Consider the following 26,120-nt stretch of genomic DNA (forward strand, 5'->3'; position numbering starts at 1 on the left):
TTATGGGAAGGAAATTATTGTTTTAACATCAGTCAACCTTGGGCATTTTAGCAACGCTTTTTGCGATCTCCTCATCGGTGGGGATATAGTCGCTCATTTTGCCGTCGTTGAACGCCTCATAGGCATACATATCGAAATAGCCTGTGCCGGTGAGACCGAAGAGGATAGTCTTTTCCTCGCCTGTTTCCTTGCACTTGAGAGCCTCGTCGATAGCGACTTTGATAGCATGGCTGCTTTCGGGAGCAGGAAGGATACCCTCGGTCCTTGCGAACTGTTCTGCGGCAGCAAAAACGCTGGTCTGCTCCACAGAGCGAGCCTCCATAAGACCGTCAGCGTAAAGCTGTGAAAGTACGCTGCTCATGCCGTGGTAGCGAAGTCCGCCTGCGTGGTTGGGGGAAGGCATGAAGGTGCTTCCAAGGGTGTACATCTTAGCCAGAGGGCAGACAGCACCTGTGTCGCAGAAATCGTAGCCGTAGGTACCTCTTGTAAGAGAAGGGCAGGATGCAGGCTCAACAGCGATAAACCGGTAGTCAGCCTCACCTCTGAGCTTTTCGCCCATGAACGGGGAGATAAGTCCGCCAAGGTTGGAACCGCCGCCTGCGCAGCCGATTATCATATCCGGCTTGATGCCGTATTTGTCCATTGCTATCTTCGATTCAAGACCGATCACCGACTGGTGCAGCAGTACCTGTGAAAGCACCGAGCCGAGAACGTATCTGTAACCCTCCTGTGTCGTCGCAGCCTCAACAGCTTCGGAGATAGCGCAGCCCAGGGAGCCGTTTGTGCCCGGGAATTCAGCGTTTATCTTTCTGCCGACATTTGTTGTCATTGACGGCGACGGAGTAACGTTTGCACCGTAGGTACGCATGACCTCACGTCTGAACGGCTTTTGCTCATAGGATACCTTTACCATATACACCTGGCAGTCAAGACCCAGATAAGCGCACGCCATTGAAAGAGCGGTGCCCCACTGCCCTGCGCCTGTCTCGGTGGTAACGCCTTTAAGACCCTGGTTTTTAGCGTAATAAGCCTGTGCGATGGCACTGTTGAGCTTGTGGCTTCCGGAGGTATTGTTGCCCTCAAATTTGTAATATATCTTTGCAGGTGTTCCAAGAGCTTTTTCCAGGCAGTACGCCCTCACCAGAGGAGAGGGTCTGTACATTTTGTAAAAGTCCAGTATCTCCTGTGGTATGTCGATATATGCAGTTGTGTCGTCCAGCTCCTGTTTTGCAAGCTCTGTGCAGAACACATGGCTCAGCTCCTCAAGGGTGCAGGGCTGATGTGTTGCCGGGTTGAGCAAAGGGGCAGGCTTGTTTTTCATATCTGCACGTACATTGTACCATTGCTTGGGCATTTCATTTTCTTCAAGATAGATCTTGTAAGGGATTGTTTTTTCGTTGTTCATAGCACTCATCCTTTCTGTAATTGCGGGAGACAAGGGAAATAAAAAACCTGCCCCATTCTTATAATGGGACAGGATATTTTTTCCTGCTGTGCCACCCAATATCAGCATTTCGCTGCTGTTAACGTACCAACATACGCCTCACCCTTAACGCAGGTTCTACGTCTTACCTAATTCAGCTTGCGCCTTTTCAGCTTGCCCTCACGAGTCCATTCTCAATATGTCCGAATACCGTGATCCCACCGTCCACGGCTCTCTTTGAAACGGGTGCATAAAGTTACTTACTCTCGATCAATGGTTTGTGGCTGTTATTCATTTGGTGTTGCCATAATAGCACATTATTTTTTGTTTGTCAAGGGGTTGTGGAAAAATTTTTTTACCTGAGCATGATAACTTTCAGATTTTCCTCGCTCAGTTTAAGCTCTATTCTGTCGCCCGAATCCTTCTTTTTCAGCACATATTCGCTTATCTCGCCCTTTTCCTTGAGCTGCTTTGCCAGGTCTTCCACCAGCTTCAGTTTATTCTCACGGTCTGAATTTGTATACTCCGGCGTGAGCATCAGTTCTTTGAATTTAAGGCTTATGTCGGAGGCTGCACTGCCCGAAGGTGAAGCGGTACGTTCCTTAGGGCCGTCAAAGGTATTTTCCTCTGCTTTTGCGGCTTTGTTGGTATTTTCCTCCGCCGGCTGAGCCATATCCTGTTTCCCCTCCATTTGCTTCATATCAACGGTGCTGCTTGTTTGGACAGCCACTGCTTTTTCGCTGTCGGTGGAGACCTTATCCTGCTTTGAGCTCATAAAAACAACCGTTCCTGCCACAACTGCCACAAGGCAGGCTGCGGCGGCAGCGTATTTTACAAAGCTTATGCCCTTGCGTTTTGTTTCAGGCTGCTCAGACTGCACGATCTGCTCAGTCTGCACCGGCTTGACCGGCTGCTGCGGGTCTATATGCTGCTGTATTTTTGCCCACATTTTATCCATATCGGGAGAGTTTTGCTCCATATGGCTGCGGTAGCCGTCTTGTATTCTGTTAGCCATAAGTTCCACCCTCCTTGTAGATCTTTTTAAGCTTTTCTATTGCCGTTCGGTAATTCCAGGACACCGTTCCCATCGGCATCTCAAGAGCCAGGCTTATCTCCTTCAGAGTCATCTCCATACCGATATGCATATCCACCACCATGCGCTGGTTGGGGTTAAGGTGTTCAAGAGCCTGTGAAAAGCTCATTTCACCTGTTACCTCTTTTTCAATGTCCCCCGTGTCGGGGATAATGTATTCATTTTCGCCTGCATCTATTTCAAAGCTTTGCCGCCCCGCCTTTCTCAGAAAGTCAAGGGCGAGATTTTTTGCCATGACCGTGAGGTAGCGCTTGTGACCGCTCCCCGGGCGGTACAAAGAGGCGTTGTCCCAAAGCTTGATAAAAAGGTCCGCCGTCAGGTCCTCAGAATCATGGGGGTTTTTCACAATGCCGTATATGACCTGATATATTCGTTTTGCATAAGCATCATAAATGCTTTTCAGACCGCTTTTGTCTCCTGCCGTGACAAGTGCTATGGCACTGTCAAATTCCGCATCGGTCATTGTTATCCCCCTTTATCATTTTATTATACGTTTGTGCGGGCAAGGATTTATGGTTAAAAGCTGCACAAATTTTAGTCCGCTGATTTGTGCAGCCTGTAAAATCACATACCGCTCGTCCACATTATACAACATATTCCCCCACATTGCAAGCAGGTCGGCAAGAAAACCGCAAACAAAAAAATCCCCTTCCCGCCTTTGAGCAGGAAAGGGATATGGATAATTGATCTTAGTATGCCTTGCCCCACAGGACCATGCACTTTGCAGGCTTTCCGCAGCACACGCAGGTGTCGCTTATATGCTCCTGTTCGTCGGGGATACATCTTGAGCCTACGCCGGTAACTTCCTTGACCTTGTCCTCGCAGGCTTCATCTCCGCACCACATTGCCTTGACAAAGCCGTCGCCGCCTGCTTCAAGAGCCTTGGCTATCTCGTCCATGTCCTTGCAGGTATATGTGCGCTTTGTGCGGTTTTCCAGAGCTCTCTCATACAGCCCGTCGTGAACAGCCTGCAAACGCTCTTTCACAGCCTCTGCAAAGCCTTTGAGTCCCCCGTTCAGGGTGATGAAGGTCTTTTCTCTGTTATGTCTTGTTACTGCAACGCACTGACCGTTGTCGATATCCTTGGGACCTATCTCGATACGGACGGGAACGCCCTTCATTTCATACTCTGCAAACTTCCAGCCGGGCGAGTTGTCGCTGTCGTCAAGCTTTACTCTTACCCCTGCGTCTTTGAGGCAGTCTGCAAGCTCCTTTGCCTTGTCCAGAACGCCCTCTTTGTGGAAAGCAATAGGAACGATGACCACCTGGATAGGTGCCACTGCCGGCGGCAGAGCAAGTCCGTTGTCGTCGCCGTGGGTCATTATTATGCCGCCGATAAGTCTTGTGGACACGCCCCATGATGTCTGGTGGGGATACTGGAGCTTATTTTCTCTGTTGGTGAACTGTATGCCGAAAGCTCTTGCAAAGCCGTCTCCGAAATAGTGGGAAGTGCCTGCCTGGAGAGCCTTTCCGTCGTGCATAAGAGCCTCGATAGCGTAGGTGGACTCTGCGCCTGCGAACTTGTCGCTCTCGGTCTTCTGACCCTTTACCACAGGTATAGCCAGGGATTCAACGCAAAAATCCGCATAGCAGTCCAGCATACGTCTTGTTTCCTCGATAGCCTCCTGCGGTGTCTCGTGGATAGTGTGACCCTCCTGCCACAGGAACTCTCTTGAGCGCAGGAAAGGTCTTGTGGTCTTTTCCCAGCGCACTACCGATACCCACTGGTTATACAGCTTTGGCAGGTCACGGTATGAGTGAACTATATTTGCGTAATGCTCGCAGAACAGCGTTTCCGAGGTAGGTCTTACGCACAGCCTGTCCTCCAGCTTTTCGTTTCCCCCGTGAGTGACCCATGCCACCTCGGGAGCAAAGCCTTCAACGTGATCCTTTTCCTTCTGCAAAAGGCTTTCCGGGATAAACATAGGCATACAAACATTCTCATGCCCCAGAGCCTTGAAGCGTGCGTCCAGATCCTTCTGGATATTTTCCCAGATAGCGTAGCCGTAAGGTCTGATAACAAGGCAGCCCTTAACGCTGGTGTATTCCACAAGCTCAGCTTTTTTGCATATGTCGGTGTACCACTTTGCAAAATCCTCGTCCATTGATGTGATGGCATCAACCATCTTTTCGTTTTTGTTTTTTCCCATGTTTGAAATCAACTCCATATATATCCTTGTTATAAATTTTGTAGTTAAGATCGTACTCCTCCAGCTTCTGGGGATCGAAAGGTCCCGAAACGGTGTAGTTCTCAGGGTCTGTGCCCGTGGGGGCATCGTCACCCTCCTCACCGCTGCTGCGGTTTTGGTCGATCTTACGGGCGATCTTAGGCGTAAGCAGGCAGGCAAGCAGGATAAGTCCCATTACTATGACTATGCCGCCCATATATTTCAGCAGCAGCACCACAAGCTCCCTGTTCACCCATATCACCTCACAAAATACATACAAAAGGATTATAACACACAATATATGAAATTGCAAGAACTTTTATATTAACAAATCCCCCGCAGCGCACAGGCGCAGTGGGGGAGTGCAGTATCAGTTGAGATAATATATCCCTGCGTTGAGATAGCAGGCAAATGCCACCCACAAAGCATAGGGTATCTGTAAATATGCGGCGACGGGAGAAATGCGCCTGAAGGCAGCTATCATGATGATGATAAGGATAAGCAGCCCCACAAGCCATATCAGCGACACCAGGAAGGTTTCCATTACAAAGAAAAATACATTCCAGCACAGGTTGAATACCAGCTGGATACCATAGATCCCCAGAGCCTCCTTGGTGTAGGAAGAGTCCTCGTTCCACACAAGGTAGCTGGAGATGCCCATGAGTCCGAAAAGAATGGTCCACACCACGGGGAACAGCCACGAGGGGGGAGAAAGGGGCGGGATGTTCACACGGTCGTAGATGTCCATTGAGCCTTTGGTTATGAAATAGCTGAGCAGCTGAACTGCGAAGGGAATGGCAAGAAAGATAACAAATGGTTTGAATTTAAGCTCGTTTATAAATTTTTTGATACTCAGTTCCAAAATACATCACCTCACAATATATTATGCGAGGCGCAGCTGTCATTATTCATAAACAGCTTAAACAAAGCAAAAAAACACCGCAGCTATTTTTCAAACGGCACACCGTATTTTTCGTAAAAAGCTTTTATGTCCCTGTCGCTGCGTACCAGCTCGCTGTATTTCAGCTCACGGGTCTTTGTATCGTAAAATCCTATGGTCCTTTCCCCTGTGCAGGTGCTGGACATAACTTTTATCTTCAAGCCCTCACAGTCTTTGGGCACGCCAAGAGCCTTCCTTTTCAGAAATTTCGTTTTTCACACCTCCGAGATCAGCTTTATATTCTCCGCACTCAGCCTGCTGTCGGTGTAAACGCCCTCCCACAGCCGGTCTGTGTTGTCTGAATATTCCACTTCCTTTGAGTATTCCTTGACCGCCGGTATCTGCCCGTCAAAGTCAAACTTTCCCTCCAGCCACAGCAGTATATCCCACATTCTCACAAACCATACGTTGAGTATGCAGCCTGCAAGAATAGCCATGCAGTCTGCGCCTCTGGCACATTGGATAACATACCTGTATATGTTGTATACCGCCACGGCGCAAAGCTGCCGCTCAGCCTCGGGGTGCGCCCTGTCAAAGGCGTCTGCGGCGGATAGTATATCTTCAAGGCGAAGTCTGATCCTGTCAATGACCCCGGGCAGCAGATCTTTCATATATTCAAGCTCCTCAAAGCACCCCATCACCTCAGCGCAGGCTTTAAGCCTGTCCGCCTCCGAGCCGTCCGCCCCCAGCTGTGAAACCAGCCGGCTCAGGTATTGCTTGTCCGAGAAAGCCTGTGCAAGCTCGTTGAAACAGTCTGCGATCTCCCCGTCATCGGCTTGCTGTGCGTTGAGCCCGAAGATAAGCAGTGCCTTCAGCTTCCGGGAAAGTGAAAGCCCCTGTTGCTGCATAAGGTCGATAAGTACCTTTCTGGCTTTAAGTACCGCATCTAAGCTTTGGCTGTCAAATTCAAGGTCATCCTCCTGCTCACAGGTCTGATATGCGCAGAATTCAATGTGTCCTGCGTGCTCCAGCCATAGCCTTGCGGACTCCTCACAGCAAAGCCCCGTGCCGGCTTCCTTGTACTCGCCGAACCATTGGTAGAACCGTGGGTGCTGGGCGCATATCTCGGAAATGTGCTCCTGGCCGTATTCAAGCAAAACAGAGCAAAGTCCTTCCCGGTTCAGGAAAGGACATTGCCCGTTCTCCTGTTTGATGTAGTATTCCCCGCCTTGTGAGGTAATATGGCTGCATATCCCGTTGTCAAGGGACTTGTAGTAGTTGTATGTATCAGGGTCTATCTCGATGTCCCACCCCATGCGGCAGCAGTTGTCCTTGCATTGGGAGCCAAGGCAGCGGAAATCCTTGAAAAAAACAGGGCTGAAAACCTCCATAATAGTAACTCCTTGATGTTTTATGCCAATATTATATTACACTTTCCGCCCTGTTGTCAATGAGTTATTTGTCTTTGTTTTTAAGCCCCTGCATGAAACCGTCAAGCTGTGTGGAGCACACGTCGCCGCCGATAAGCTTGTTGTCGCATATCATAAGGTTGCATACCACATCGCCCTTGTCCTCGTGGTCCTTGTAGTTGTTTATCTTGTAGGTGTAAATGTCGCACTCCTTGCCCTTGTAAGGCGTAAGGTCAAAGCCCTGCTGCTTCTGAAGCTCGTTGTAGCTTTCGTACACCTCGTTGAACTCCTGCGGGATGGTCACCTTTTTGCAGTCGGAAAACTCTTTTTCCGTCTCCCAGCCCATCTCCTTGATGAACTCCTGGCGCTGCTGTTCGCTGCCGAGCTCATAGCTTTTTTTGCGTGTGAACTTGTAAGCCGTAAGCCCCACTATCACCACAAGGCAGACTATTGCCGCCACCAGCGCAGCTGCCAGATAATTGGGTTTTTTTAACTTTATGGTCTTTATAAACATCTTGCTTCCTCCGTTCTTGTCAGGTTTGTACATATATATGTCCCGGCGGAGAAAATATTACACAAGGCGAAAAAAGCCCGTGACTTGTAAGAATTTGTTAATAAACACGTGGTTTTGACATAATGCGAACACCATATGTTGAAAAGTGTTTTAACAGCGTTGTGCATATTTACTAAAAGATAAAAGGCAAATTAATAGTAAATAACGATTTTACACTTTTTGTGTAATTTTGCTTTGACAATTTCAAAATATGTGCTAAAATAGAATGTAGGTAACACTAGAAATATGTGCTCCGGCAGAGCGGGAGTTAATCAACGGTTTTTCGTAGATATCCAAACAAAGCATAAGGTCGGGTACTTATATATTTGCCATTTGAAAGGAGTAATAGGTCGATGTCAAAAATTATAGCAGTTACTTCAGGAAAGGGCGGCACAGGTAAATCTTCGATCAGTGCGTGTCTCGGTTATGCTCTTGCAAAGCAGGGCAACAGAACTCTTATTATAGAGCTTGACTTTGGTCTGAGATGCATGGACATCATGCTTGGAATGCAGGGAAACATCACATATGACCTGGGAGATGTGCTTGAGGGCACCTGTGATGTGAACAAGGCAACCACCACAGTAAGGCTGGCTTCAAACCTCAGTGTGCTGTGTGCACCTTCGGATCCTTTTGTTCAGCTCAAGGCTGAGGATATCGAGAGGATCACTCAGGAAATGAGAAAGTATTTTGAATATATCCTTATAGATACCTCTGCGGGTATCAACGGTTCGGTATTTGACATTGTTACTAACTCAGATCTTATTCTTATAGTTACAACTCCCGACCCTGTATGCGTAAGAGACGCACAGATGATGAGCGACGAGTTCTATAAGAGAGGCAACCAGAAGCAGAGACTTGTTATCAACAAGGCAAACAAGAGAATATTCGAGTTTGATGAGATGGACGATCTGGACGCTATCATAGATACCGTAGGAGTTCAGCTCCTGGGAGTTATCCCGGAGGATTCGGCAATACCTCTTGCAACAGGAAAGGGTGTTCCGCTTTCATCCAGCTCGATGGGATTTCTGGCATTCTCCGCAATATCCCGAAGGATAAAGGGCGAGCATATACCGCTGTCCATAAAGATGTAAGGATAAAAAATCCGGATGTAAAAATGAAGAAGAAACGGAGGGTTTTGGTTGAATATAGCGCTTATTGCACATGACTCCAAGAAAGAACTGATGGTGCAGTTCTGCATTGCATACTGCGGCATACTCAGCAAGCATCGCCTCTGTGCAACGGGAACCACAGGCAAACAGGTCTCCGAAGCCACCGGATTGTCTATCCAGTGTTATCTCAGCGGATCTCAGGGCGGAGATCAGCAGATAGCTGCAAGGATATCCTGCAACGAGATAGACCTTCTGATGTTTTTCAGAGATCCTATATCTGCCAAGCCCCACGAGCCCAGCGAGGCAAACCTGCTCAGGCTTTGTGACGTTCACGATATACCCGTAGCCACGAACCTTGCTACAGCTGAGGCATTGATACACGCTCTTGAAAGAGGAGATCTTGACTGGCGTGATATCGTTAATCCAACAAATCATTGACAATAAAAAATCAGCATATGTGCGGTGAACGGGAGAGTAACCGAAGATGCAGCGGCATAGCGAGGACCGTATGGTGAAAGGGTCTGCGCACGTCAAGGCGAAGGACACCCGGGAGCATTCCGATCGATAAAAAGACCGGGCGTATGATCTGCGTTAAGGATCTCAGAGTGACAAAGATGCTGCGTGCAGCTTTGTAATTAGGGTGGTATCACGATCACGGTCGTCCCTTTGGGGTGACCGTGTTTTTTGTTTGCGGTTGACTAAAATGAGAAAATAGGTTATTATTAGTTATTGCAGATAAGCGATCGAAAGGAAAGGTTGAATAAAATGGCTTTGTTAGCAAAAAAACCAAAGGGAACGGCTGATGTGGTGCCGGGAAAGTCTTATATGTGGCACACGGTGGAAAAGATAGTCTCCGAGACCGCACAGCAGTACGGATTTAAAGAGATACGCATACCTACCTTCGAGGATACTGGACTGTTTGTCCGTTCCGTGGGGGAGACCACCGATGTGGTGCAGAAGGAAATGTATACCGTTTCCGCAGCAGGTGACTCAAAGTTCACCCTGCGCCCCGAGGGGACGGCAGGCACAATGCGTGCAATGCTGGAAAACGGCATTATGAACGAGGGATTTCCCCAGAAGGTGTATTATATCCTCTCCTGCTTCCGACATGAAAATGTCCAGGCAGGCAGACTCAGAGAGTTCCACCAGTTCGGCTGCGAAATGGTGGGAAGCGCAAGCCCCAGAGCTGATTCAGAGGTCATTGCCCTTGCAAAAAGCGTGCTGGACAGAGTGGGCTTGCAGAATATCGAGCTGAATATAAATTCTATCGGCTGCCCCCAGTGCAGGGAAAAGTACAGACAGGCTCTTCGTGAGTACTTTGAACCGTATAAGGACAAGCTCTGCCATACCTGCCGGGACAGGCTGGACAAGAACCCAATGAGGATACTGGACTGCAAATCCCCCGAGGATCAGGCTATTGCCAAGGACGCTCCGGTGATACTTGACTATCTGTGCGACGATTGCAGACAGCACTTTGAAAAGCTCAAGCAGTACCTTGGAGAGATGAAGATAGAGTTTAGCGTAAACCCACGGATAGTAAGAGGTCTTGACTATTATACCAGAACAGTGTTTGAGTTTATCACCACCGAGATAGGCGCACAGGGCACAGTCTGCGGCGGCGGAAGATACGACGGCCTTATCGGTGAGCTTGGCGGCGCACAAACACCTGCCCTGGGCTTTGGAATGGGACTGGAAAGACTGCTGCTTGTTATGCAGAAGCAGGGCTGCGACTTTATCGAGGAAAAGACCTGCGACCTGTATTTTGCCACAATGGGCGAAAATGCCGTAGGCAAAGCTCTGGAGCTGACAACACAGCTGCGTGACGAGGGGTATTTCGTGGAGTATGACCTGGTGGAAAGAGGCTTGAAGCCACAGATGAAATACGCCGATAAGATAGGCGCAAAGTTCGTGGTGGTGCTGGGTGACAACGAGATAGATTCCGGCAATGCAAAGCTTAAAAATATGGCAAGCGGCGAGCAGACGGATATAAAGCTTGACGCAAGCTTTGTGGACACGTTTTCACAGGCTGTTATCGGAGAGATGTTCAGCGGACTTGAAGCTGAAGTGGGAAATCTGTTTGGAAAGGACGAAAACTAATGAGTAAAAGATGCCAGCAGTGTGATATGATACCTATCGCACAGATACACAACCCCCAGGAGTATATGATATGCATAGATTCCTTCGGAAGAATGGTGGAAAAGGGAGAAATGGAGCTTGTTTACGCTACCTGCCCCCTTGACACGGTGATAGACGAGCAGGGAAGATTCTATTCCAGAAAGCTGTTCCACCAGTTCAGATGTACAAGCTGCGGAACTGTCTACGGAATGTATGTGGATGCCACCCAGGGGGGCGAGATAAAGATAAACGACAAGGTCTTTGACCCGGACGAGTACGAAGCAAAGGACGAGGACTAATGCTTATCATCATTCCACGGAAGTACCGGTTTGAGACGACCCTTGTCCCAAAGCGTGTGGCAAGAAAGCTTGACGGGGAGCTCACCGAGTTCAGACCCAGCCTCAACGTCCTTGCCACGGGAAAGTTCATGAAGTCACACAAGTTTGAAAACGTGTACTACGGCAGGCGTGAGGGGCAGCAGTTCAGGGTGTTTTACCACAGGTTCAAAAAGCGTGACGGAGGGGAGACGGGATTTTTCGGGAAGTATGAAAAGTCCGAACACGGCACGCTTATAACAGGAACATTCCGCAAGGGCGTATCCACCTATATTTTCGGTATCATCTGGGCGGTGCTGACCCTGCTCAGCGGGCTTGTCTGCCTGTCGCTGAAACAGGAGTACGGAGCTGTCGCCTGCGCTGTGCTGTTTGTGGCAGGAATGTTCTTTCTTTTCTGGGACAACAAGATAAAGTATCTTTACAGCTATCTTGACGGATTCCCAAGATACGAGGAGAAGAACGACGCACCAAGTGTGAGTGAGTAATAATAACAGGTTTTTCGATCAAGCCTTTTCTCGTAAAAAAGGCTTGCGGGTCGAGGGCAGAGCCCTCGTCGCTCTCCGCAGAGAGCGAAATCCCCTTACGTCAGGCGCACGGAAAAGGGTGAATTTCAAAACAGTCCGGTGGACTGTTTTGAGAGAGGGAAAGCCCTGCAAGAGAGGGCTTTCCCTAATGAGAGTATTGTACTATTTATCCTCAAGCCTACAGGCTTGACGGAGAAGATGAAAAAATAAGGAAAAAGGAAGTAATCAAAATGCTTGACACAATGAAAGGTCTGCGCAGGACACATTACTGCGCCAAGGTGCCACAGGAGGAGGGCAGCGAGGTCGTGGTATGCGGCTTTGCAGACAGGGTGAGAGACATCGGAAACCTGCTGTTTATAAATCTGCGTGACCGCACAGGACTTTTGCAGCTTGCTTTCAACGACAACACCGACAAGGAGATATTTGAAAAGGCAAGAACCGTCAGAGCCGAGGACGTGCTGCTGGCAAGGGGCGTTATAAGACCCAGAGAGAGCATAAATCCAAAGCTCCCCACAGGTCTTATCGAGGTGGACGTAAAGGAGCTGCGTATACTTGCAGCTGCGGAAACAACGCCGTTTGAGGTCACAAATTCCGACAAGGTAAGGGACGAGCTGAAGCTGAAATACAGATACCTTGACCTTAGAAATCCAAGGCTCCAGAACAACATCATCACCCGTCACAGAATAGCTAAGGTGGTAAGGGATTATTTCTACGAGAACGATTTTCTTGAGATAGAGACCCCCATGATGATGCGTTCCACCCCGGAGGGAGCAAGAGATTACCTGGTGCCTTCAAGGGTCCATCCGGGCAAGTTCTATGCCCTGCCCCAGTCTCCCCAGATATATAAGCAGCTGCTTATGATAGCCGGATACGACAGGTATATCCAGCTTGCAAGGTGTTTCCGTGACGAGGACCTTCGTGCGGACAGACAGCCGGAGTTTACCCAGATAGACCTTGAAATGTCCTTTGTTGACGTTGAGGATATCCTGGTAATGGCTGAGGGCATGGTGCAAAGACTGTTCAAGGAGATACTGGATATAGATATCCCCCTGCCGCTGCCAAGAATGACCTTTGCCGACGCTATGAACAAGTACGGCTCGGATAAGCCGGATACACGCTTTGATATGCAGATACAGGACATTACCGATACCGTTAAGGATATAGATTTTGTTGTGTTCAAAAGTGCTGTGGAAAACGGCGGCTCGGTAAGAGCTATCGTTGCAAAGGGCGGCGCAGAAACATACACAAGAAAAGAAATAGATAAGCTGGTGGAGCACGCAAAGGGCATCGGCGCAAAGGGTCTTGCGTACATACGCTGGGCTGACGAGCCGAACTGCTCCTTCAAGAAGTTCCTGGGGGAGGGCGACCTTGACAGGATACTCTCTGCCGTGGGCGCAGAAAAGGGCGACCTGGTGCTTATCTGTGCAGACAGAAACAAGGTCGTGCTCAATACCCTTGGCGCAATAAGACTTATCTGCGGCAAACGCCTCGGGCTTGTAAAGGAAGGCTACAACTTCCTGTGGATAACCGAAATGCCGTTCTTTGAGCAGGACGATGAAACAGGGGAGTGGGTCGCTGCTCACCACCCGTTCACAATGCCTCTTGAGGAGTGTATCGAGTTCCTTGACAGCGACCCCGCAAAGGTAAGAGCAAAGGCATTCGACCTGGTGCTCAACGGCACCGAGCTTTCGTCGGGTTCAATGAGAATTACCGACCCGGCATTGCAGAAGAAAATGTTTGAATCCCTGGGCATGACCGATGAGGAAATAGATGCCAAGTTCGGATTCCTGGTGGATGCTTACCGCTACGCTTCACCTCCCCACGGCGGAATGGGTATCGGCCTTGACAGACTTGCCATGATAATCTGCGGCGCAGACTCTCTGCGTGACGTGGTTGCCTTCCCTAAGGTACAAAACGCAAGCGAGCTTATGAGTGCCTGCCCTGCCGAGGTGGACGAAAAACAGCTTGAGGAGCTTTACATTAAAACCGTCGCACCCGAAGAATAGTATCTATTCAGGGGAACTCTTTTTGAAAAGGGTTCCCCTGTTTCTTATCTGAAATGCCTTTTTATGACGCAAAAAGTAATTGTTTTGTGCGGATTTACAGAATTGTAATGCAATGTTTGTGGAAATATGCTACAATGAAACGGTCAGTTATCATAAAACGCAAGGAAGTGTAATTTTGGAAAATATACAGGAAAATAAAATGGGTACCCAGCCTGTGGGCAGGCTTATGATCTCAATGTCTCTGCCAATAATGGTCTCCATGCTGGTGCAGGCTCTTTACAATATCGTTGACAGCGTCTTTGTGGCAAAGCTGGATCAGGACGCCCTTACCGCAGTTTCTCTCGCTTTTCCCATACAGACCCTTATGATCGCCCTGGGAGCAGGCACAGGTGTGGGAATAAACGCCCTTTTGTCACGCTCGTTGGGAGAAAAGGAATTTGACAGGGCGAATAAAGCCGCAAACAACGGCTTATTCCTGGCTTTCGTCAACTTTCTTATCTTCGTGGTGGTGGGACTTACCGTCACCGATGCTTTTTACCGTGCCCAGACAGACTCTTCTGTGATACAGTCCTACGGCAAGGATTATCTTTATATCGTCACCGTGGCAAGCCTGGGTCTTTTTATGCAGATGACTCTGGAAAAGCTTTTGCAGTCCACAGGAAAGACCATATATTCCATGTATACCCAGGGGCTTGGCGCAATAGTGAATATGATACTTGACCCGTGCCTTATCTTCGGTCTGGGACCATTCCCGAAAATGGGTGTGGCAGGCGCCGCCGTGGCAACCTGTATCGGTCAGTTCTTAGCCGCCCTTCTGGGACTTTTCCTCAACATTAAAGTCAACAAGGAGATAAAACTCAGCCTGCGCAGATACCCCCCCGAGATAAAGACCTTAAAGCGTATCTACGCCGTGGGCCTGCCCTCCATAATTATGCAGTCCATAAGCTCGGTGATGACCTATTGCCTCAACAAGATACTTATCGGCTATTCAAGCACCGCCGTTTCGGTGCTGGGAGTCTATTTCAAGCTCCAGAGCTTTATCTTTATGCCCGTGTTCGGACTTAATAACGGCTATATACCTATTGTGGCATATAACTTTGGCGCAAGAAAGAAAAAGCGTATCCTTCAGGCTTTCAGATACGGCTCGGTGTATGCCGTTTCCATAATGGCAGTGGGAATGGTCTTGTTCCTTACTATCCCCGAAATATTGCTGGGCTTTTTCGATGCCGGGGACGAGATGCTGGAAATAGGCGTGCCTGCCCTGAGGATAATATGTACCCACTTTGTCATCGCAGCTTTCAGCATTATGATGATATCCACCCTTCAAGCCCTTGGCAGAGGCGTGGACTCTATGATAGTTTCCTTCTGCCGCCAGCTGATAGTGCTGCTGCCTGCGGCATATCTGCTGTCAAAATTCTTCGGACTGAATGCTATCTGGTGGGCGTTCCCCATTGCAGAGGTGGTTTCCCTTTCTCTTTGTACGCTGTTCGTCGTAAGGACCTATAACAAAATGGTCAAACCTATGGAGGACGAAACACAGGAAAATGGGTGAGCAGATTAGACTTGACAGACTTGTGGCTTCACAGCTGCCGGAGGTGTCACGGGCAGGAGTGAAAAAGCTCTGTCTGAAATGTAAAATAACCGTCAACGGCAAAACCGTCCGCCGCAGCGATATACGGGTGGATACAGATGACGAGATAATCGTGGACGGCAAAAGAATAGCGTATAAAAAGCATATCTATATCATGCTCAATAAGCCACAGGGGGTGGTGTGCTCCACAAAGGAGGGAGAAAGCACCACCGTGCTTGACCTTGTCCCGGAAGAAATGCGCAGAAGCGGTCTTTTCCCCGCAGGACGACTGGATAAGGACACCCTGGGATTTGTTCTTATCACCGACGACGGAGAGCTTTCACACAAAATGCTTTCGCCCAGAAGCCATGTGCCGAAAACCTACCTTGTTCAGCTTGAAAAGCCCTGGGAAAAGGAATATGAAAGCATTATGGCGCAGGGCATGACTATCGACGGCGGGGAAAGGTGCCTGCCGGCGGAATTCAAAGGTCATGATGACGACCCGTGTATGTGCGAGCTGGTGCTGCATGAGGGAAAATTCCACCAGGTGAAAAGGATGTTCTCCGCTTTGGGAAATAAAGTTGTGATGCTAAAGCGCATAGCTATCGGAGGACTGCCGCTGGACCCTGAATTGGCTTTGGGACGGTGTTTGGAGATAATGCACAAAGATGTTGAAAGATTATTGACAAAGTGACTGAGCGACTGTAAAAATATGTAAATCGTATGTGAAATTTCGTCAATATTCATAGTATAGTATATTAAAGTTTAGTAAAAAAAACCCTTGAAGATACGCATGAAATTTGGTACAATATGTTCGTAGCTAATGCGTATATTAGTAAATCTTTATTATAGGAGGTCCTCTTAATATGGCAAGTGTATCATTGAGAGAAGTCTACAAAAAATACTCCGGAGGAGTTATTGCTGTATCCGATTTTAATATCGAGATCCAGGATAAGGAGTTCATTATTCTGGTAGGTCCTTCCGGCTGCGGAAAGTCCACCACACTGAGAATGATCGCAGGTCTTGAGGAGATCAGCGAGGGTGAGCTTTACATCGGCGACAGACTTGTAAATGACGTTGCACCTAAGGACAGAGATATTGCAATGGTATTCCAGAGCTACGCTCTGTATCCACACATGACAGTATTTGAGAACATGGCATTCGGACTTAAGCTGAGAAAGGTTCCAAAGGACGAGATCGCAAGAAAGGTTGAAGAGGCTGCAAGAATCCTTGACATCGCTCACCTTCTTGACAGAAAGCCTAAGGCTCTTTCCGGTGGACAGAGACAGCGTGTTGCTCTTGGTAGAGCTATCGTTCGTAACCCACAGGTATTCCTTCTCGACGAGCCTTTGTCCAACCTGGACGCTAAGCTGAGAGCACAGATGAGAACTGAGATCTCCAAGCTGCACCAGAAGCTGGGTACAACATTTATCTATGTAACACATGACCAGACAGAGGCTATGACAATGGGTGACCGTATCGTTGTTATGAAGGACGGTTACATCCAGCAGATCGACACACCAACAAACCTCTATCAGAACCCTGTTAACCAGTTCGTTGCAGGATTCATCGGTTCACCTCAGATGAACTTTGTTGATTCTGTACTGCGTAAGTATGGCGACAAGTACGTTGTAGAGTTCGGCAGAACCGCTACAAGAAACGAAGAGGGCGTAACTTATTCTGTTGAGATCCCTGAGGGCAAGGTTGACGAGGAGGCACTTTCTCCGCTGGTTGACCAGGAGGTTGTTCTGGGTATCAGACCTGAGTGCATCCATGACGAGCCTGCATTCCTTGCACAGGCAACAACAGGCGTTGTTGATGCAAACGTAGAAGTTACAGAAATGATGGGTGCAGAGACATATCTGTATCTCAACTGTGTAGATATTCCTCTCACAGCAAGAGTTTCACCTCGTACAACTGCTCGTACAGGCGACAATATCAAGGTTGCTCTTGATCCTAACAGGATCCACATCTTTGATAAGGAAACCGAAAAGGCAGTTGTAAACTGATAACTTGATAATTTTTAGGGACACGGTTGATCCGTGTCCCTTTTTTTTCTGGGGGTTTCTTGACAATTCGTTAAAAGCGTGATACCCTATTACTTAAAAGTAAAAGGTCGTCGTGTTTTTCACAAGCGCAGTGTGCATTCGGGGGCGTTTTTTAACCTGTTGGGTCCTAAAAATCACCTGTTAGCGAAAAACTATTTACAAATCAAAGGCATTGTATTACAATGGCCATAGTGGAGGTGGAGATGTGAAAGTAAGGATAGAGATAGACGACAGCGTTACAGAGGACGAGGTCGTTATCCGATGTCATAGCTTTGACAGCAACACCGCCCGTATACAGCAAGCCCTTACAGAGCTTACCGACAGTACACAGCTCACTTTCTTCAAGGACAATGCCGAGTATTATATGCCCATAGACAGGATACTGTTTTTTGAAACATCCTCCGGTGGCATAGACGCACATACCGCTGACGATGTCTTTACTATCAAGAAAAAGCTTTATGAGCTTGAGGAGATATTGCCAAGGTCGTTTATGAGAGTGTCCAAATCGGCGATCCTTAATCTGAATATGGTGTACTCGGTGGAGAAAAATATAACCGCCTCAAGTCTGGTGAGATTTATGGGCACCGATAAGCTGGTCTATGTTTCAAGGATATATTATAAGGCAATGAAACAAAGACTTGATGAGAGAAGGCACCTCTGACGGCGTAGAAAAAGAGAAGTCGTTAAGTGCATATGCAATGGTAATTGCAAGGGAGATAATATGGGCAGCAGGATAATTCTTAACGACATTCACAGGCTCTGCGCCTTGGAGCCTGCACAGGAGAGGATAAGAGAAAATCTGAACCTGGGAGATGCTGATGTGGTGGAATACTGCAAAGGTATGCTGTCAAGGGAAGATTGCAGGATAATGGGTAAAGGCGAAAATATACTGTGTATGATAGGAAATATAATAATTTCCGTAAACAGTGCAACTCATATGATAATCTCGGCGCATAAGCTTTAACGCCGAGCGTGGAATTTTATCGAAAGGGAGGACACGAAATTGAAAAAGTTTACCATCAAAAATGTGCTTTGGGGATTCCTTTTCATAGGCATAGCAACTATGATAATCTGCCGTGCAGCAGGACTGCTTCCTGATTTTGATACGGTGAATATCTGGTCGCTGCTTCTGGCGGCACTTCTTATCCCGCTTTTCGTTGTGGGATGTATGCACCTTGTGTTCAGCGCAATATTCTTCCCCATGGCTATCTGGGCAATTATATTCAGCGAACAGCTGGGGATACAGAAATTCACTCCGTGGCCCGTGCTGGGTGCGGCACTGTTTTTAAGCATAGGCTGCGCACTTCTTGTTCCCAGAAACGTAAAGTGGTTCAAGAATGTCTGGGACGGTGACGATGCCTTTTCAAAGCACGAGGACAGCGAGCATTGGACAGACGAAAATGTTGCCGGAGGCGGAAACGGCGACCTTAAAATGAACACCAGCTTCGCAGGCTCCAGCAAGTATATCAACAGCGAGGATTTCAGAGGCTGCGATATAAACTGCTCCTTTGGCGGAACAAAGGTGTACTTTGATAAGGCAGTTATACAAGGCAGATCCGCTACCATCAACCTGAAGGCAGAGTTCTCGGGAGTCGAGCTGTATGTGCCCAAGGAGTGGACGGTGAAAAATATGCTGCGCACCAAAATGGGCGGCGTGGAGGAAAAGGGAGCCAAGGATGCTGCCAAGAGCGGCAAGTTCGTAGTGCTTACAGGAGACACTTCGTTCAGTGGGGTAACAATACATTATTGCTGATACTCACACAGCGGGAAACTGAACAAAGCAGATCAATTATGTGGGAGAGCAAAAGATCCGGCGATGATCCGCCGGATTTTTTGTGCTTTACAAACCCGGATAAATGTAGTATAATGTCTGTAAATAAAAAAAGGGGGAGTGGCATTATGCCAAAAGGAAGTAATAAGATGAAAATTGCAGGACTGATAGCCTGCATAAGTGCCGGCTTTGTTGCCGGATTGTGTATCTATACCATGATACAGCTGTCAAATATGTCGTCCAGCTATATCTTTTATCAAGCGGGCGTGGACAGCTCGTCTGTCTACGGTGTGCTTGCAGCGTTTATCATCGTGCATATTTACAGAGCTATCGCAGGAGCATATGCCGTCAGCAAAGCGGAAAAGCCGCAAAAAGCCGGAGGAGCAATGGCAAACGCCATTATCGCTCTGATTTTCAGTGCCATCTGGATGATGCTTATGATCTACTCTGCAAACCGAACAGCATCACTGAATGCTCTGGGAGTTATACTTCTTGTGCTGTCCATTGCCGATGTTGTAATGTTTATCGTAGTGATCGTTGGCACAGTTCAGAACGGCAACAAGGTGATCGTCAACAGCTGGGGACCAAGCCCCTACGGCGGCTATAACCAGATGCCCGGCGGTATGCCCGGACAGTATCCGCAGCAGCCGCAGCAGCCATACGGATATCAGAACGATCCCTACGCAAACCGGCAGCAGTATACCCCCTTCGGGTATCAGCAGCCTTACGGTGCACCGCAGCAGGGAGGATTTACCGACCCACGCTTTGCACAGCAGCCGTATCAACAGCAGTATAACAACCCCTACGGCGCACAGCCTCAGCAGGGCGGGTACTATCAGCAGCCTATGCAGCCCCAGTATCAGCAGCAGCCTTATCAGTCACAGCAGCCACAGCAAGCCCAGCCTGTTAATGCTGCTGCATCGACCGAGCACCCACAGTCGCCCCACAGCGAGCCTGTGACTGCCGACTCGCCGACACAGGGAGAATAAAAAACAAAAAAAGAGCTGTTAAAACAACAGCTCTTTTCTTTATGCTTGTTTTTATCTTCTCTGGGATCTCTTTTCTTTCTTTGCAGCCTTGCCCTTGCCCTTCTTGGCTTTGTGCTTTTCCCACATTACCCAGAGTGTAGGAGCGATGCAGTTGGATGAGTAAACACCTGCGATCATACCTATGATAAGAGGGAATGCAAAGCTGATGATGGAAGAAACGCCTGCGATAAAGCATACCATGCATACAGTAGCCATAGCCAGCACTGTTGTAACTGTGGTGTGGATGGAACGTCCCATTGTCTGTGTAATGGAAAGGTTGACCAGCTGGTCAAGCTCGTACTTGCTGCCCACAAGCTTCTCGTTCTCTCTGATACGGTCATAAATAATGATCGTAGCGTTGATAGAGTAGCCCAGGATAGTAAGCAGTACAGCCATGAAGTTTGCGTTGATGTCAAACCTGCAAATAACGAAGCAGCCGTAAACCATACACATATCGTGTATAAGTGCCACTACCGAGAACACACCTGCGGATATACCGCCGATCTTTCTGAATCTGAAGCCGATGTAGATTATGGTGATGACTGCGGCAAATGCGCAGGCAACCAGACATTTCAGGAAAAAGTCAAGACCGTTTGAAGCGGCAACGTCGGTGGACTCCAGAAGCTTGACGTCGTTGTCCTTGAATTTCTCTGTGAGCGCAGTCTTGATGGAGTTCTGCTTGTCATCGCTGATGCCCTCCTTGGAGGAGAACTGTATCTTTATCGTTTTGGAATCGGATGCGGTGTCCTCGCCTAAGGTTATGGTGCATTTATCGTCCACCGTATCGCTTACAACCTTCTCGATGTCCTCGGTCTTAAGCTCGCCTGTGTATGAATATGTGAGGATAGTACCGCCCTTGAACTCGATAGCCACATTGAGCTTGATGACCAGCGTCAGCACGATGAAAGTCACGATAAGCAGACAGGAGATCGCATAGAATATCTTGCGCTTTTCATAGACCTTTAAGATCTTTGGTTCTTTTTTATCCATCTATCTTAGCACCTCCATACAGCTTGCGGTTTCTGAGGAACTTGAACTTGGAAAGAGATGCCAGCATAAGTCTTGAACAGAAAATACCGAATACAAAGTTAAGAATGATACCCACCAGCAGGGTGTAGCCCAGCGAGTAGATAGTACCTGCTGTGGATGCGCCGAAAGCAGCGAACAGCGGGCTGAGCAGGGTGCCGAACACGCTGTCGGTAGGTCCGAAAGCACCCATAAGTATAATTGCTACGAACACGACTGTGATGTTTCCGTCGAACACAGCGCTCCACGCTCTCTTGTAGCCAAGCTCGATAGCGCCGTTAAGGGTCTTGCCGTTGTTAAGCTCTTCCTTGATACGCTCTGCGGTGATAACGTTTGCGTCAACGCCCATACCGATAGCAAGAATGATACCTGCGATACCGGGAATGGTGAGTGTAAAGGAAGAAATATTCCCGAAGAATCCGGAAATGCAGGCGATGGTACCTACGACCTGTCCGAAAAGAGCGATAGAAGCCACAAATCCCGGCAGACGGTAGAAGATCATCATGTAAACTGCAATGATGCAGAAGGCTATAACTCCTGCAAGGAGCATTGCGCTAAGTGCGCCCTCACCCAGAGATGCGGAAATGATGTTTGTGCTTGTGGTGGAAAGCTTGAACGGAAGCGCACCTGCGTTTATCTTGTTTGCAAGGCTGCTTGCCTCGTTCCATGTAAAGTTACCTGTGATGCGGCAGCTGCCGTCTCTTATAGGCTCGTTTACTCTCGGAGCGGAGATGCAGTTATCGTCCATCCATATGGAGATCTGACCGCCTGTTCCGGAAAGCTCGGTGGTAGCGTTTGCAAATGCCTCCTTGCCGCTTTCGTTAAGCTCAAGGCTTACTGCAAATCCGGAATTGCCGTCGGAAGTATCCGAATAAGCTGTTGCCTTTTTAACGTCCTTACCTGTGAGTACCTGTTCTCCCGAAGCCTCGGAACCCTTGCGGAAGGTAAGCAGTGCAGTTTCGCCCAGCTCTGCCACAGCAGCCTCAGGGTCGAAATCAGATTCCCCTGCCTGCCACGGGAAGGATACGATAACTCTCTTTTTGGAGTAGTCCACATAGACCTCACTGTCTGTGATATTAAGTCCTACAAGTCTCTGCTCGATAATAGCCTTTGCAGCGTCCATGTCGTCGTTGGTAATGTCCTCCACCTTCGGCTGATCGCTGCCCTCAGCAGGAGCTGCGGGTTCAAAGGTAGCGTTTACACCGCCCTGGATATCTATACCCCAGCGGATCTCCTCAGCACCTTTGATATAGGTGTGTTTGGTGTCTCCATAGTAGGTGTGCACTCCGAAGAATGTGAGATAAGCAAAAGCCAGAATGCATATCACAACGATGAAAAACACCGGTTTTTTAACTTTTTTCACCTTTTTTCCTCCTATTTTCATGTTCCGCACAAGCGGAGCTGTATACTTCATCACCGAGGGCATAAGCCGAAAGCTTTGATGCCGTCAGATATACACATATACATTGGCTATTAAATTATATTACTTTTTTTCCGAAAAGTCAAGTGTATGCGCCCATTCTTTTACATTCACCGGGGCATTTTGCGCATATTGTACACAACGGTTTTGACTTTTAAGGGAAAATGTGTTATAATATTCATGCAAAATTAACCCCTTATAGGGGGAAAACTGAAACGGAGAATTACACAAATGGACATTAACGCTACCCTTGCAAAGGAATTTGGTCTGAAACAGGAGCAGGTGGACAACACCGTTGCTCTTATAGATGACGATAAGACGATACCCTTTATCGCCCGGTACAGAAAAGAGGTCACAGGCTCTCTTGACGACCAGGTGCTGCGTGAGCTGAATGATCGCCTTACATATCTTCGCAATCTTGAAAAGCGCAAGGAGGAGGTCCGTGGGTCTATCACCGAGCAGGAGAAAATGACCGACGAGCTTGACAAAGCCATAACCGATGCCATGACGCTTGTGGAGGTAGAGGACATCTACCGCCCGTATAAGCCCAAGAGAAAGACCAGAGCAAGCATTGCAAGAGAAAAGGGACTTGAGGGACTGGCTGAATTTCTGCTGGAACAGACAGATACCGCCGATCCCGAGGCTCAGGGTGCAAAATATATTGATGAGGAAAAGGGCGTGGCAAATGCTCAGGACGCACTGCAGGGCGCAATGGATATTATTGCGGAGGATGTTTCCGATTCTGCGGAGCTGAGAAAATATCTGCGTACCCTTTTCTCCCAGATAGGAAAGGTAAATGCCTGTGCGTCAGGCGAGGACGCAGATGCGGTGTATCAGAACTACTTTGAATTCTCCGAGGGAGTTTCAAGGATCGCAGGACACCGTATACTTGCCATTGACAGAGGCGAAAAAGAGGGTGCGCTTAAAGTCAGCGTTGACGTTCCCGAGGGAGCAGGGGAAAGAGCGGTCACCTCACGCTATGTTAAAAACCAGTCCCCCTGCGGCAAGCTTGTGGAGGCTGCCTGTGTTGACAGCTATAAAAGGCTTATTTACCCCTCTATCGAGCGTGAGATACGCTCCGAGCTTTCTCAGAATGCCCAGGAGGGCGCAATAAAAGTGTTCTCCTCCAACCTTCGCCAGCTGCTTATGGCACCCCCCGTAAAGGGCACCGTAACCCTGGGACTTGACCCGGGATATGCTCACGGCTGTAAAATTGCCGTTGTGGACGAAACGGGCAAGGTGCTTGACACAAGCATAGTTTACCTTACTCCCCCCAGGAAAGAGACAGAAAAGGCTAAGAGAATAATCTCCCGTATGATCGAAAAATGCGGCGTTACCACCATTGCCATAGGCAACGGCACCGCATCAAGGGAGTCGGAGCAGTTTGTGGCGGAGCTGCTTAAAGAGATACCGCAGAAGGTTTCCTATATGGTGGTATCGGAAGCGGGAGCGTCGGTTTATTCCGCCTCAAAGCTTGCCGCCGAGGAGTTCCCGGACTACGACGTTTCTCTGCGAAGCGCAGTTTCCATCGCCAGAAGAATGCAGGACCCTCTTGCGGAGCTTGTAAAGATAGACCCTAAGGCTATCGGCGTGGGACAGTATCAGCACGATATGCCCAAAGCCCGTATGGACGAGGCGCTCAGAGGCGTTGTTGAGGACTGTGTGAACTCGGTGGGGGTCGACCTTAACACAGCGTCCTATTCGCTTTTGTCCTACATTTCCGGAATAAACAGCACCGTTGCAAAAAACATCGTTGCGTACCGTGAGGAAAACGGCGCATTTACAGACAGGAAGCAGCTTATGAAAGTTGCCAAGCTGGGAGCAAAGGCGTTTGAGCAGTGCGCAGGATTTCTGCGTGTGCCGGGAGCCAAAAACCCCCTTGACAATACAGGCGTGCACCCCGAGTCCTACGGTGCGGCAAATGCCCTTATTGAAAAATGCGGCTTCTCTGTGGCGGATATGGGCAATAAGGAGCTTATCGAAAGCAAGGTAAAAAAAGAGGGTATAAGCACCCTTGCAGCCTCTATCGGCGTGGGTATCCCCACCCTTGAGGACATTGTGAAAGAGCTGGAAAAGCCGGGACGTGACCCCCGTGACGAGCTGCCCCCTCCTCTTATGAGAAGCGGCGACGTTATGGAGCTGTCCGACCTTAAAGAGGGCATGGAGCTTATGGGCACCGTGCGCAACGTAATAGATTTCGGAGCCTTTGTGGATATAGGTGTCCATGAGGACGGTCTGGTGCATATCTCCCAGATGTGCAATAAATTCATCAAGCACCCCCTTGAAGTGGTCAAGGTCGGTGACGTGGTAAAGGTGTGGGTGCTTGGGGTGGACCTCAAGCGCAAGCGTATATCCCTCACCATGAAACAGCCCAGATAAAATAATATCACCCGGGAAACGCCATCAAAAAGCTTTCCCGGGTGTTTTTGTCATTCGCCCCTGTTGTCAGTCAACGTAGTAGACCCTGTTGTCCCTGCGTGGTGCAGGCTCTTTCTGCTGGGTGCTGCGCCCCAAGATACAAAATCCTACGCCGATAAGGTCTCCCTGTACGCCCCATTTTTCAAGAAGCTCCTTGCCCTTGGGCGTTTCAAAAACCTGTCTGCACCTGTGTATCCAGCATGACCCCAGACCAAGGGAATGGGCTGCAAGGCACATATTTCCCAGAGCAAGACTGCCATCCTCCACAGCGGTGCTCCTTTGTGCGTCCGCCAGTACGCAGATAACGCAGGGTGCGCCGTAGAAAGGGTCCTCCCCCGAGCCCATGACTTCAGCGTTGAGCTTTGAGAGCAGGTCTCTTGTCTGCTTGTCCCTCACCGCCACAAACACCGGTGCCTGCGCACTTCTGCCGTTGGGAGCATAAAGTCCGCATTTTATTATCTGCTCAAGCTCCTCATCTGTCACTTGCTCGCCTGTATACTGTTTAATGCTTCGCCTTTGGAGTATAGCCTCAATTACGCTGTTCATCTTTGTTTTCCTCCTTATCCATCTCTCTGCGTATTTCAAGCACCTTTCCCATAACGATTATGTCGCTGTGATAGTCGTCAAGATAAATGGTGGGTGCGGTGTTCTCTGCGCTGAGAACAAGCACGCTGCCGTTGAATCTGTGAGTGCGGAAGGTTATTTTCCCGTCCTTTCTTATGGCATAGGTACAGCCTTCCTGCTGAAAGTCGGCGCACTTTTGCACCAGGATCATGTCCCCCTGCTTGATGTGAGGGAAATTATCCCTGTCGGTGCAAAGATAAAAAGTAAGCTTGCTGCTGTCGGTGGCACCGCTGTATATTACCGGGCGGTGAGCGACCACCTTTCCGCTGTGGTCCTTAACGGGTATCTTTGCCACCTTGCTTGGGTCATAGCTGTATTTTGCCGAGTTTTCGTACCCCATAAGCCAGCCCTCGGATACCCCCAGAGCTTTGGAGATCGCCGAAAGCTTGTCAGCCTTGGGTGAGAAACGTCCTGCCAGATAGGAGCTTATAAAGGATTTTGATATGCCCGTCATCTCGCACAGCTGGTGCTGTCGCAGATTTTTTTCTTTCATCACGCTTTCAAGCCGCTGGGAAAAAATGCTCATACAGTCTCCGCCTTTACCTTAGGTTTATGATAGGATTATACCACATCTGCGCCCTTTTGTAAAGCAAAAGTTTT

General features: G+C 48.7%; 27 protein-coding genes. 14 read left to right on the forward strand and 13 right to left on the reverse strand.

Translation table 11 applies throughout. The features are described 5' to 3' along the window. Positions 1-28: 28 nt before the first annotated feature. The 9 genes from T494_RS0101665 to T494_RS0101705 form a co-directional block, all read right to left on the reverse strand. Complete coding sequence (locus tag T494_RS0101665; RefSeq protein WP_028504797.1) at positions 29-1,405, reverse strand: TrpB-like pyridoxal phosphate-dependent enzyme; 1,377 nt, start codon at positions 1,403-1,405, stop codon at positions 29-31. 373 nt (positions 1,406-1,778) lie between these two features. After that, positions 1,779-2,438 carry a hypothetical protein gene (locus T494_RS0101670; protein WP_028504798.1) on the reverse strand — a complete coding sequence of 220 codons (660 nt, stop codon included), beginning with the start codon at positions 2,436-2,438 and terminating at the stop codon, positions 1,779-1,781. Continuing rightward, the gene (locus T494_RS0101675; protein WP_028504799.1) at positions 2,431-2,979 is read right to left on the reverse strand and encodes an RNA polymerase sigma factor; all 549 of its coding nucleotides are present in this window, start codon (positions 2,977-2,979) and stop codon (positions 2,431-2,433) included. Before T494_RS0101675 ends, T494_RS0101670 begins: the two co-directional genes overlap by 8 nt. Positions 2,980-3,205: 226 nt before the next feature. After that, positions 3,206-4,666, reverse strand: a complete 1,461-nt coding sequence (gene proS, locus T494_RS0101680; protein ID WP_028504800.1) for a proline--tRNA ligase — start codon at positions 4,664-4,666, stop codon at positions 3,206-3,208. After that, a complete protein-coding gene (locus T494_RS0101685) occupies positions 4,635-4,937 on the reverse strand; it encodes a hypothetical protein (RefSeq protein WP_037343625.1) in 303 nt (100 codons plus the stop codon). Before T494_RS0101685 ends, proS begins: the two co-directional genes overlap by 32 nt. A gap of 117 nt (positions 4,938-5,054) precedes the next feature. Continuing rightward, a complete protein-coding gene (locus T494_RS0101690; protein ID WP_242836365.1) occupies positions 5,055-5,546 on the reverse strand; it encodes a TspO/MBR family protein in 492 nt (163 codons plus the stop codon). A gap of 83 nt (positions 5,547-5,629) precedes the next feature. Continuing rightward, a complete protein-coding gene (locus tag T494_RS0101695; protein ID WP_242836366.1) occupies positions 5,630-5,806 on the reverse strand; it encodes a hypothetical protein in 177 nt (58 codons plus the stop codon). A 33-nt stretch (positions 5,807-5,839) separates the two neighbouring features. Beyond that, positions 5,840-6,955, reverse strand: a complete 1,116-nt coding sequence (gene fliB, locus T494_RS0101700) for a flagellin lysine-N-methylase (protein ID WP_028504804.1) — start codon at positions 6,953-6,955, stop codon at positions 5,840-5,842. A gap of 64 nt (positions 6,956-7,019) precedes the next feature. Then, positions 7,020-7,487 (reverse strand): DUF4830 domain-containing protein, encoded by a 468-nt coding sequence (locus T494_RS0101705; protein WP_028504805.1) that lies wholly within the window; start codon positions 7,485-7,487, stop codon positions 7,020-7,022. Positions 7,488-7,879: 392 nt separating this feature from the next. Here T494_RS0101705 and T494_RS0101710 point away from each other — a divergent pair, with 392 nt between their 5' ends. The 13 genes from T494_RS0101710 (at position 7,880) to T494_RS0101770 (ending at position 19,993) form a co-directional block, all read left to right on the forward strand. After that, positions 7,880-8,617 carry a P-loop NTPase gene (locus tag T494_RS0101710; protein ID WP_028504806.1) on the forward strand — a complete coding sequence of 246 codons (738 nt, stop codon included), beginning with the start codon at positions 7,880-7,882 and terminating at the stop codon, positions 8,615-8,617. 48 nt (positions 8,618-8,665) lie between these two features. Further along, on the forward strand, positions 8,666-9,073 hold the full coding sequence (mgsA, locus tag T494_RS0101715; RefSeq protein ID WP_028504807.1) for a methylglyoxal synthase: 408 nt from the start codon (positions 8,666-8,668) through the stop codon (positions 9,071-9,073). A 327-nt stretch (positions 9,074-9,400) separates the two neighbouring features. Further along, positions 9,401-10,732, forward strand: a complete 1,332-nt coding sequence (gene hisS, locus T494_RS0101720; RefSeq protein WP_028504808.1) for a histidine--tRNA ligase — start codon at positions 9,401-9,403, stop codon at positions 10,730-10,732. Beyond that, entirely contained in the window at positions 10,732-11,049 is a 318-nt protein-coding gene (locus T494_RS0101725) for a hypothetical protein (protein ID WP_028504809.1), read from the forward strand. The genes hisS and T494_RS0101725 overlap by 1 nt, the downstream gene beginning before the upstream one ends. Next, a complete protein-coding gene (locus tag T494_RS11940) occupies positions 11,049-11,570 on the forward strand; it encodes a hypothetical protein (RefSeq protein WP_051539864.1) in 522 nt (173 codons plus the stop codon). Before T494_RS0101725 ends, T494_RS11940 begins: the two co-directional genes overlap by 1 nt. Before the next feature lie 269 nt (positions 11,571-11,839). Continuing rightward, entirely contained in the window at positions 11,840-13,615 is a 1,776-nt protein-coding gene (gene aspS / locus T494_RS0101735) for an aspartate--tRNA ligase (protein WP_028504810.1), read from the forward strand. Positions 13,616-13,790: 175 nt separating this feature from the next. Then, positions 13,791-15,167 carry an MATE family efflux transporter gene (locus T494_RS0101740; protein ID WP_028504811.1) on the forward strand — a complete coding sequence of 459 codons (1,377 nt, stop codon included), beginning with the start codon at positions 13,791-13,793 and terminating at the stop codon, positions 15,165-15,167. Beyond that, positions 15,160-15,879: a pseudouridine synthase gene (locus tag T494_RS0101745; RefSeq protein ID WP_028504812.1), complete on the forward strand. Its 720-nt coding sequence runs from the start codon at positions 15,160-15,162 to the stop codon at positions 15,877-15,879. Before T494_RS0101740 ends, T494_RS0101745 begins: the two co-directional genes overlap by 8 nt. Before the next feature lie 172 nt (positions 15,880-16,051). Continuing rightward, positions 16,052-17,194, forward strand: coding sequence for a sn-glycerol-3-phosphate ABC transporter ATP-binding protein UgpC (gene ugpC / locus T494_RS0101750; RefSeq protein ID WP_028504813.1), 1,143 nt, complete (start codon positions 16,052-16,054; stop codon positions 17,192-17,194). A gap of 244 nt (positions 17,195-17,438) precedes the next feature. After that, positions 17,439-17,894 carry a LytTR family DNA-binding domain-containing protein gene (locus T494_RS0101755; protein WP_028504814.1) on the forward strand — a complete coding sequence of 152 codons (456 nt, stop codon included), beginning with the start codon at positions 17,439-17,441 and terminating at the stop codon, positions 17,892-17,894. Positions 17,895-17,954: 60 nt separating this feature from the next. Then, entirely contained in the window at positions 17,955-18,197 is a 243-nt protein-coding gene (locus T494_RS0101760) for a DUF3781 domain-containing protein (RefSeq protein ID WP_028504815.1), read from the forward strand. Between the two features lie 39 nt (positions 18,198-18,236). Continuing rightward, entirely contained in the window at positions 18,237-18,986 is a 750-nt protein-coding gene (locus T494_RS0101765) for a hypothetical protein (RefSeq protein ID WP_028504816.1), read from the forward strand. 146 nt (positions 18,987-19,132) lie between these two features. Then, the gene (locus T494_RS0101770) at positions 19,133-19,993 is read left to right on the forward strand and encodes a hypothetical protein (RefSeq protein WP_155984002.1); all 861 of its coding nucleotides are present in this window, start codon (positions 19,133-19,135) and stop codon (positions 19,991-19,993) included. A gap of 51 nt (positions 19,994-20,044) precedes the next feature. Here T494_RS0101770 and secF read toward each other — a convergent pair whose 3' ends face one another. After that, the gene (secF, locus tag T494_RS0101775; RefSeq protein ID WP_037343629.1) at positions 20,045-21,022 is read right to left on the reverse strand and encodes a protein translocase subunit SecF; all 978 of its coding nucleotides are present in this window, start codon (positions 21,020-21,022) and stop codon (positions 20,045-20,047) included. After that, entirely contained in the window at positions 21,015-22,421 is a 1,407-nt protein-coding gene (locus tag T494_RS0101780) for a preprotein translocase subunit SecD (protein ID WP_028504819.1), read from the reverse strand. The genes secF and T494_RS0101780 overlap by 8 nt, the downstream gene beginning before the upstream one ends. Before the next feature lie 288 nt (positions 22,422-22,709). On the opposite strand from T494_RS0101780, the gene T494_RS0101785 reads away from it, so the two are divergent. Beyond that, positions 22,710-24,857 carry a Tex family protein gene (locus tag T494_RS0101785; protein WP_028504820.1) on the forward strand — a complete coding sequence of 716 codons (2,148 nt, stop codon included), beginning with the start codon at positions 22,710-22,712 and terminating at the stop codon, positions 24,855-24,857. A 66-nt stretch (positions 24,858-24,923) separates the two neighbouring features. Here T494_RS0101785 and T494_RS0101790 read toward each other — a convergent pair whose 3' ends face one another. After that, a complete protein-coding gene (locus T494_RS0101790) occupies positions 24,924-25,442 on the reverse strand; it encodes a nitroreductase family protein (protein ID WP_028504821.1) in 519 nt (172 codons plus the stop codon). Then, positions 25,426-26,046 (reverse strand): helix-turn-helix domain-containing protein, encoded by a 621-nt coding sequence (locus T494_RS13245; RefSeq protein WP_051539867.1) that lies wholly within the window; start codon positions 26,044-26,046, stop codon positions 25,426-25,428. Before T494_RS13245 ends, T494_RS0101790 begins: the two co-directional genes overlap by 17 nt. Positions 26,047-26,120 lie beyond the last annotated feature (74 nt).

Origin of the sequence: Ruminococcus sp. FC2018 (assembly GCF_000621805.1) — a bacterium.
In the GTDB taxonomy this organism is placed as follows: Bacteria; Bacillota; Clostridia; order Oscillospirales; family Ruminococcaceae; genus Hominimerdicola.

Excerpts from the sequence above, each read along its gene's own strand:
- T494_RS0101665 (WP_028504797.1), bottom strand. The coding sequence starts at position 1,405 with ATGAACAACGAAAAAACAATCCCTTACAAGATCTATCTTGAAGAAAAT.
- T494_RS0101670 (WP_028504798.1), bottom strand. The coding sequence starts at position 2,438 with ATGGCTAACAGAATACAAGACGGCTACCGCAGCCATATGGAGCAAAAC.
- T494_RS0101675 (WP_028504799.1), bottom strand. The coding sequence starts at position 2,979 with ATGACCGATGCGGAATTTGACAGTGCCATAGCACTTGTCACGGCAGGA.
- proS (WP_028504800.1), bottom strand. The coding sequence starts at position 4,666 with ATGGGAAAAAACAAAAACGAAAAGATGGTTGATGCCATCACATCAATG.
- fliB (WP_028504804.1), bottom strand. The coding sequence starts at position 6,955 with ATGGAGGTTTTCAGCCCTGTTTTTTTCAAGGATTTCCGCTGCCTTGGC.
- T494_RS0101705 (WP_028504805.1), bottom strand. The coding sequence starts at position 7,487 with ATGTTTATAAAGACCATAAAGTTAAAAAAACCCAATTATCTGGCAGCT.
- T494_RS0101710 (WP_028504806.1), top strand. The coding sequence starts at position 7,880 with ATGTCAAAAATTATAGCAGTTACTTCAGGAAAGGGCGGCACAGGTAAA.
- hisS (WP_028504808.1), top strand. The coding sequence starts at position 9,401 with ATGGCTTTGTTAGCAAAAAAACCAAAGGGAACGGCTGATGTGGTGCCG.
- T494_RS0101725 (WP_028504809.1), top strand. The coding sequence starts at position 10,732 with ATGAGTAAAAGATGCCAGCAGTGTGATATGATACCTATCGCACAGATA.
- T494_RS11940 (WP_051539864.1), top strand. The coding sequence starts at position 11,049 with ATGCTTATCATCATTCCACGGAAGTACCGGTTTGAGACGACCCTTGTC.
- aspS (WP_028504810.1), top strand. The coding sequence starts at position 11,840 with ATGCTTGACACAATGAAAGGTCTGCGCAGGACACATTACTGCGCCAAG.
- T494_RS0101745 (WP_028504812.1), top strand. The coding sequence starts at position 15,160 with ATGGGTGAGCAGATTAGACTTGACAGACTTGTGGCTTCACAGCTGCCG.
- ugpC (WP_028504813.1), top strand. The coding sequence starts at position 16,052 with ATGGCAAGTGTATCATTGAGAGAAGTCTACAAAAAATACTCCGGAGGA.
- T494_RS0101760 (WP_028504815.1), top strand. The coding sequence starts at position 17,955 with ATGGGCAGCAGGATAATTCTTAACGACATTCACAGGCTCTGCGCCTTG.
- T494_RS0101770 (WP_155984002.1), top strand. The coding sequence starts at position 19,133 with ATGCCAAAAGGAAGTAATAAGATGAAAATTGCAGGACTGATAGCCTGC.
- secF (WP_037343629.1), bottom strand. The coding sequence starts at position 21,022 with ATGGATAAAAAAGAACCAAAGATCTTAAAGGTCTATGAAAAGCGCAAG.
- T494_RS0101785 (WP_028504820.1), top strand. The coding sequence starts at position 22,710 with ATGGACATTAACGCTACCCTTGCAAAGGAATTTGGTCTGAAACAGGAG.
- T494_RS0101790 (WP_028504821.1), bottom strand. The coding sequence starts at position 25,442 with ATGAACAGCGTAATTGAGGCTATACTCCAAAGGCGAAGCATTAAACAG.
- T494_RS13245 (WP_051539867.1), bottom strand. The coding sequence starts at position 26,046 with ATGAGCATTTTTTCCCAGCGGCTTGAAAGCGTGATGAAAGAAAAAAAT.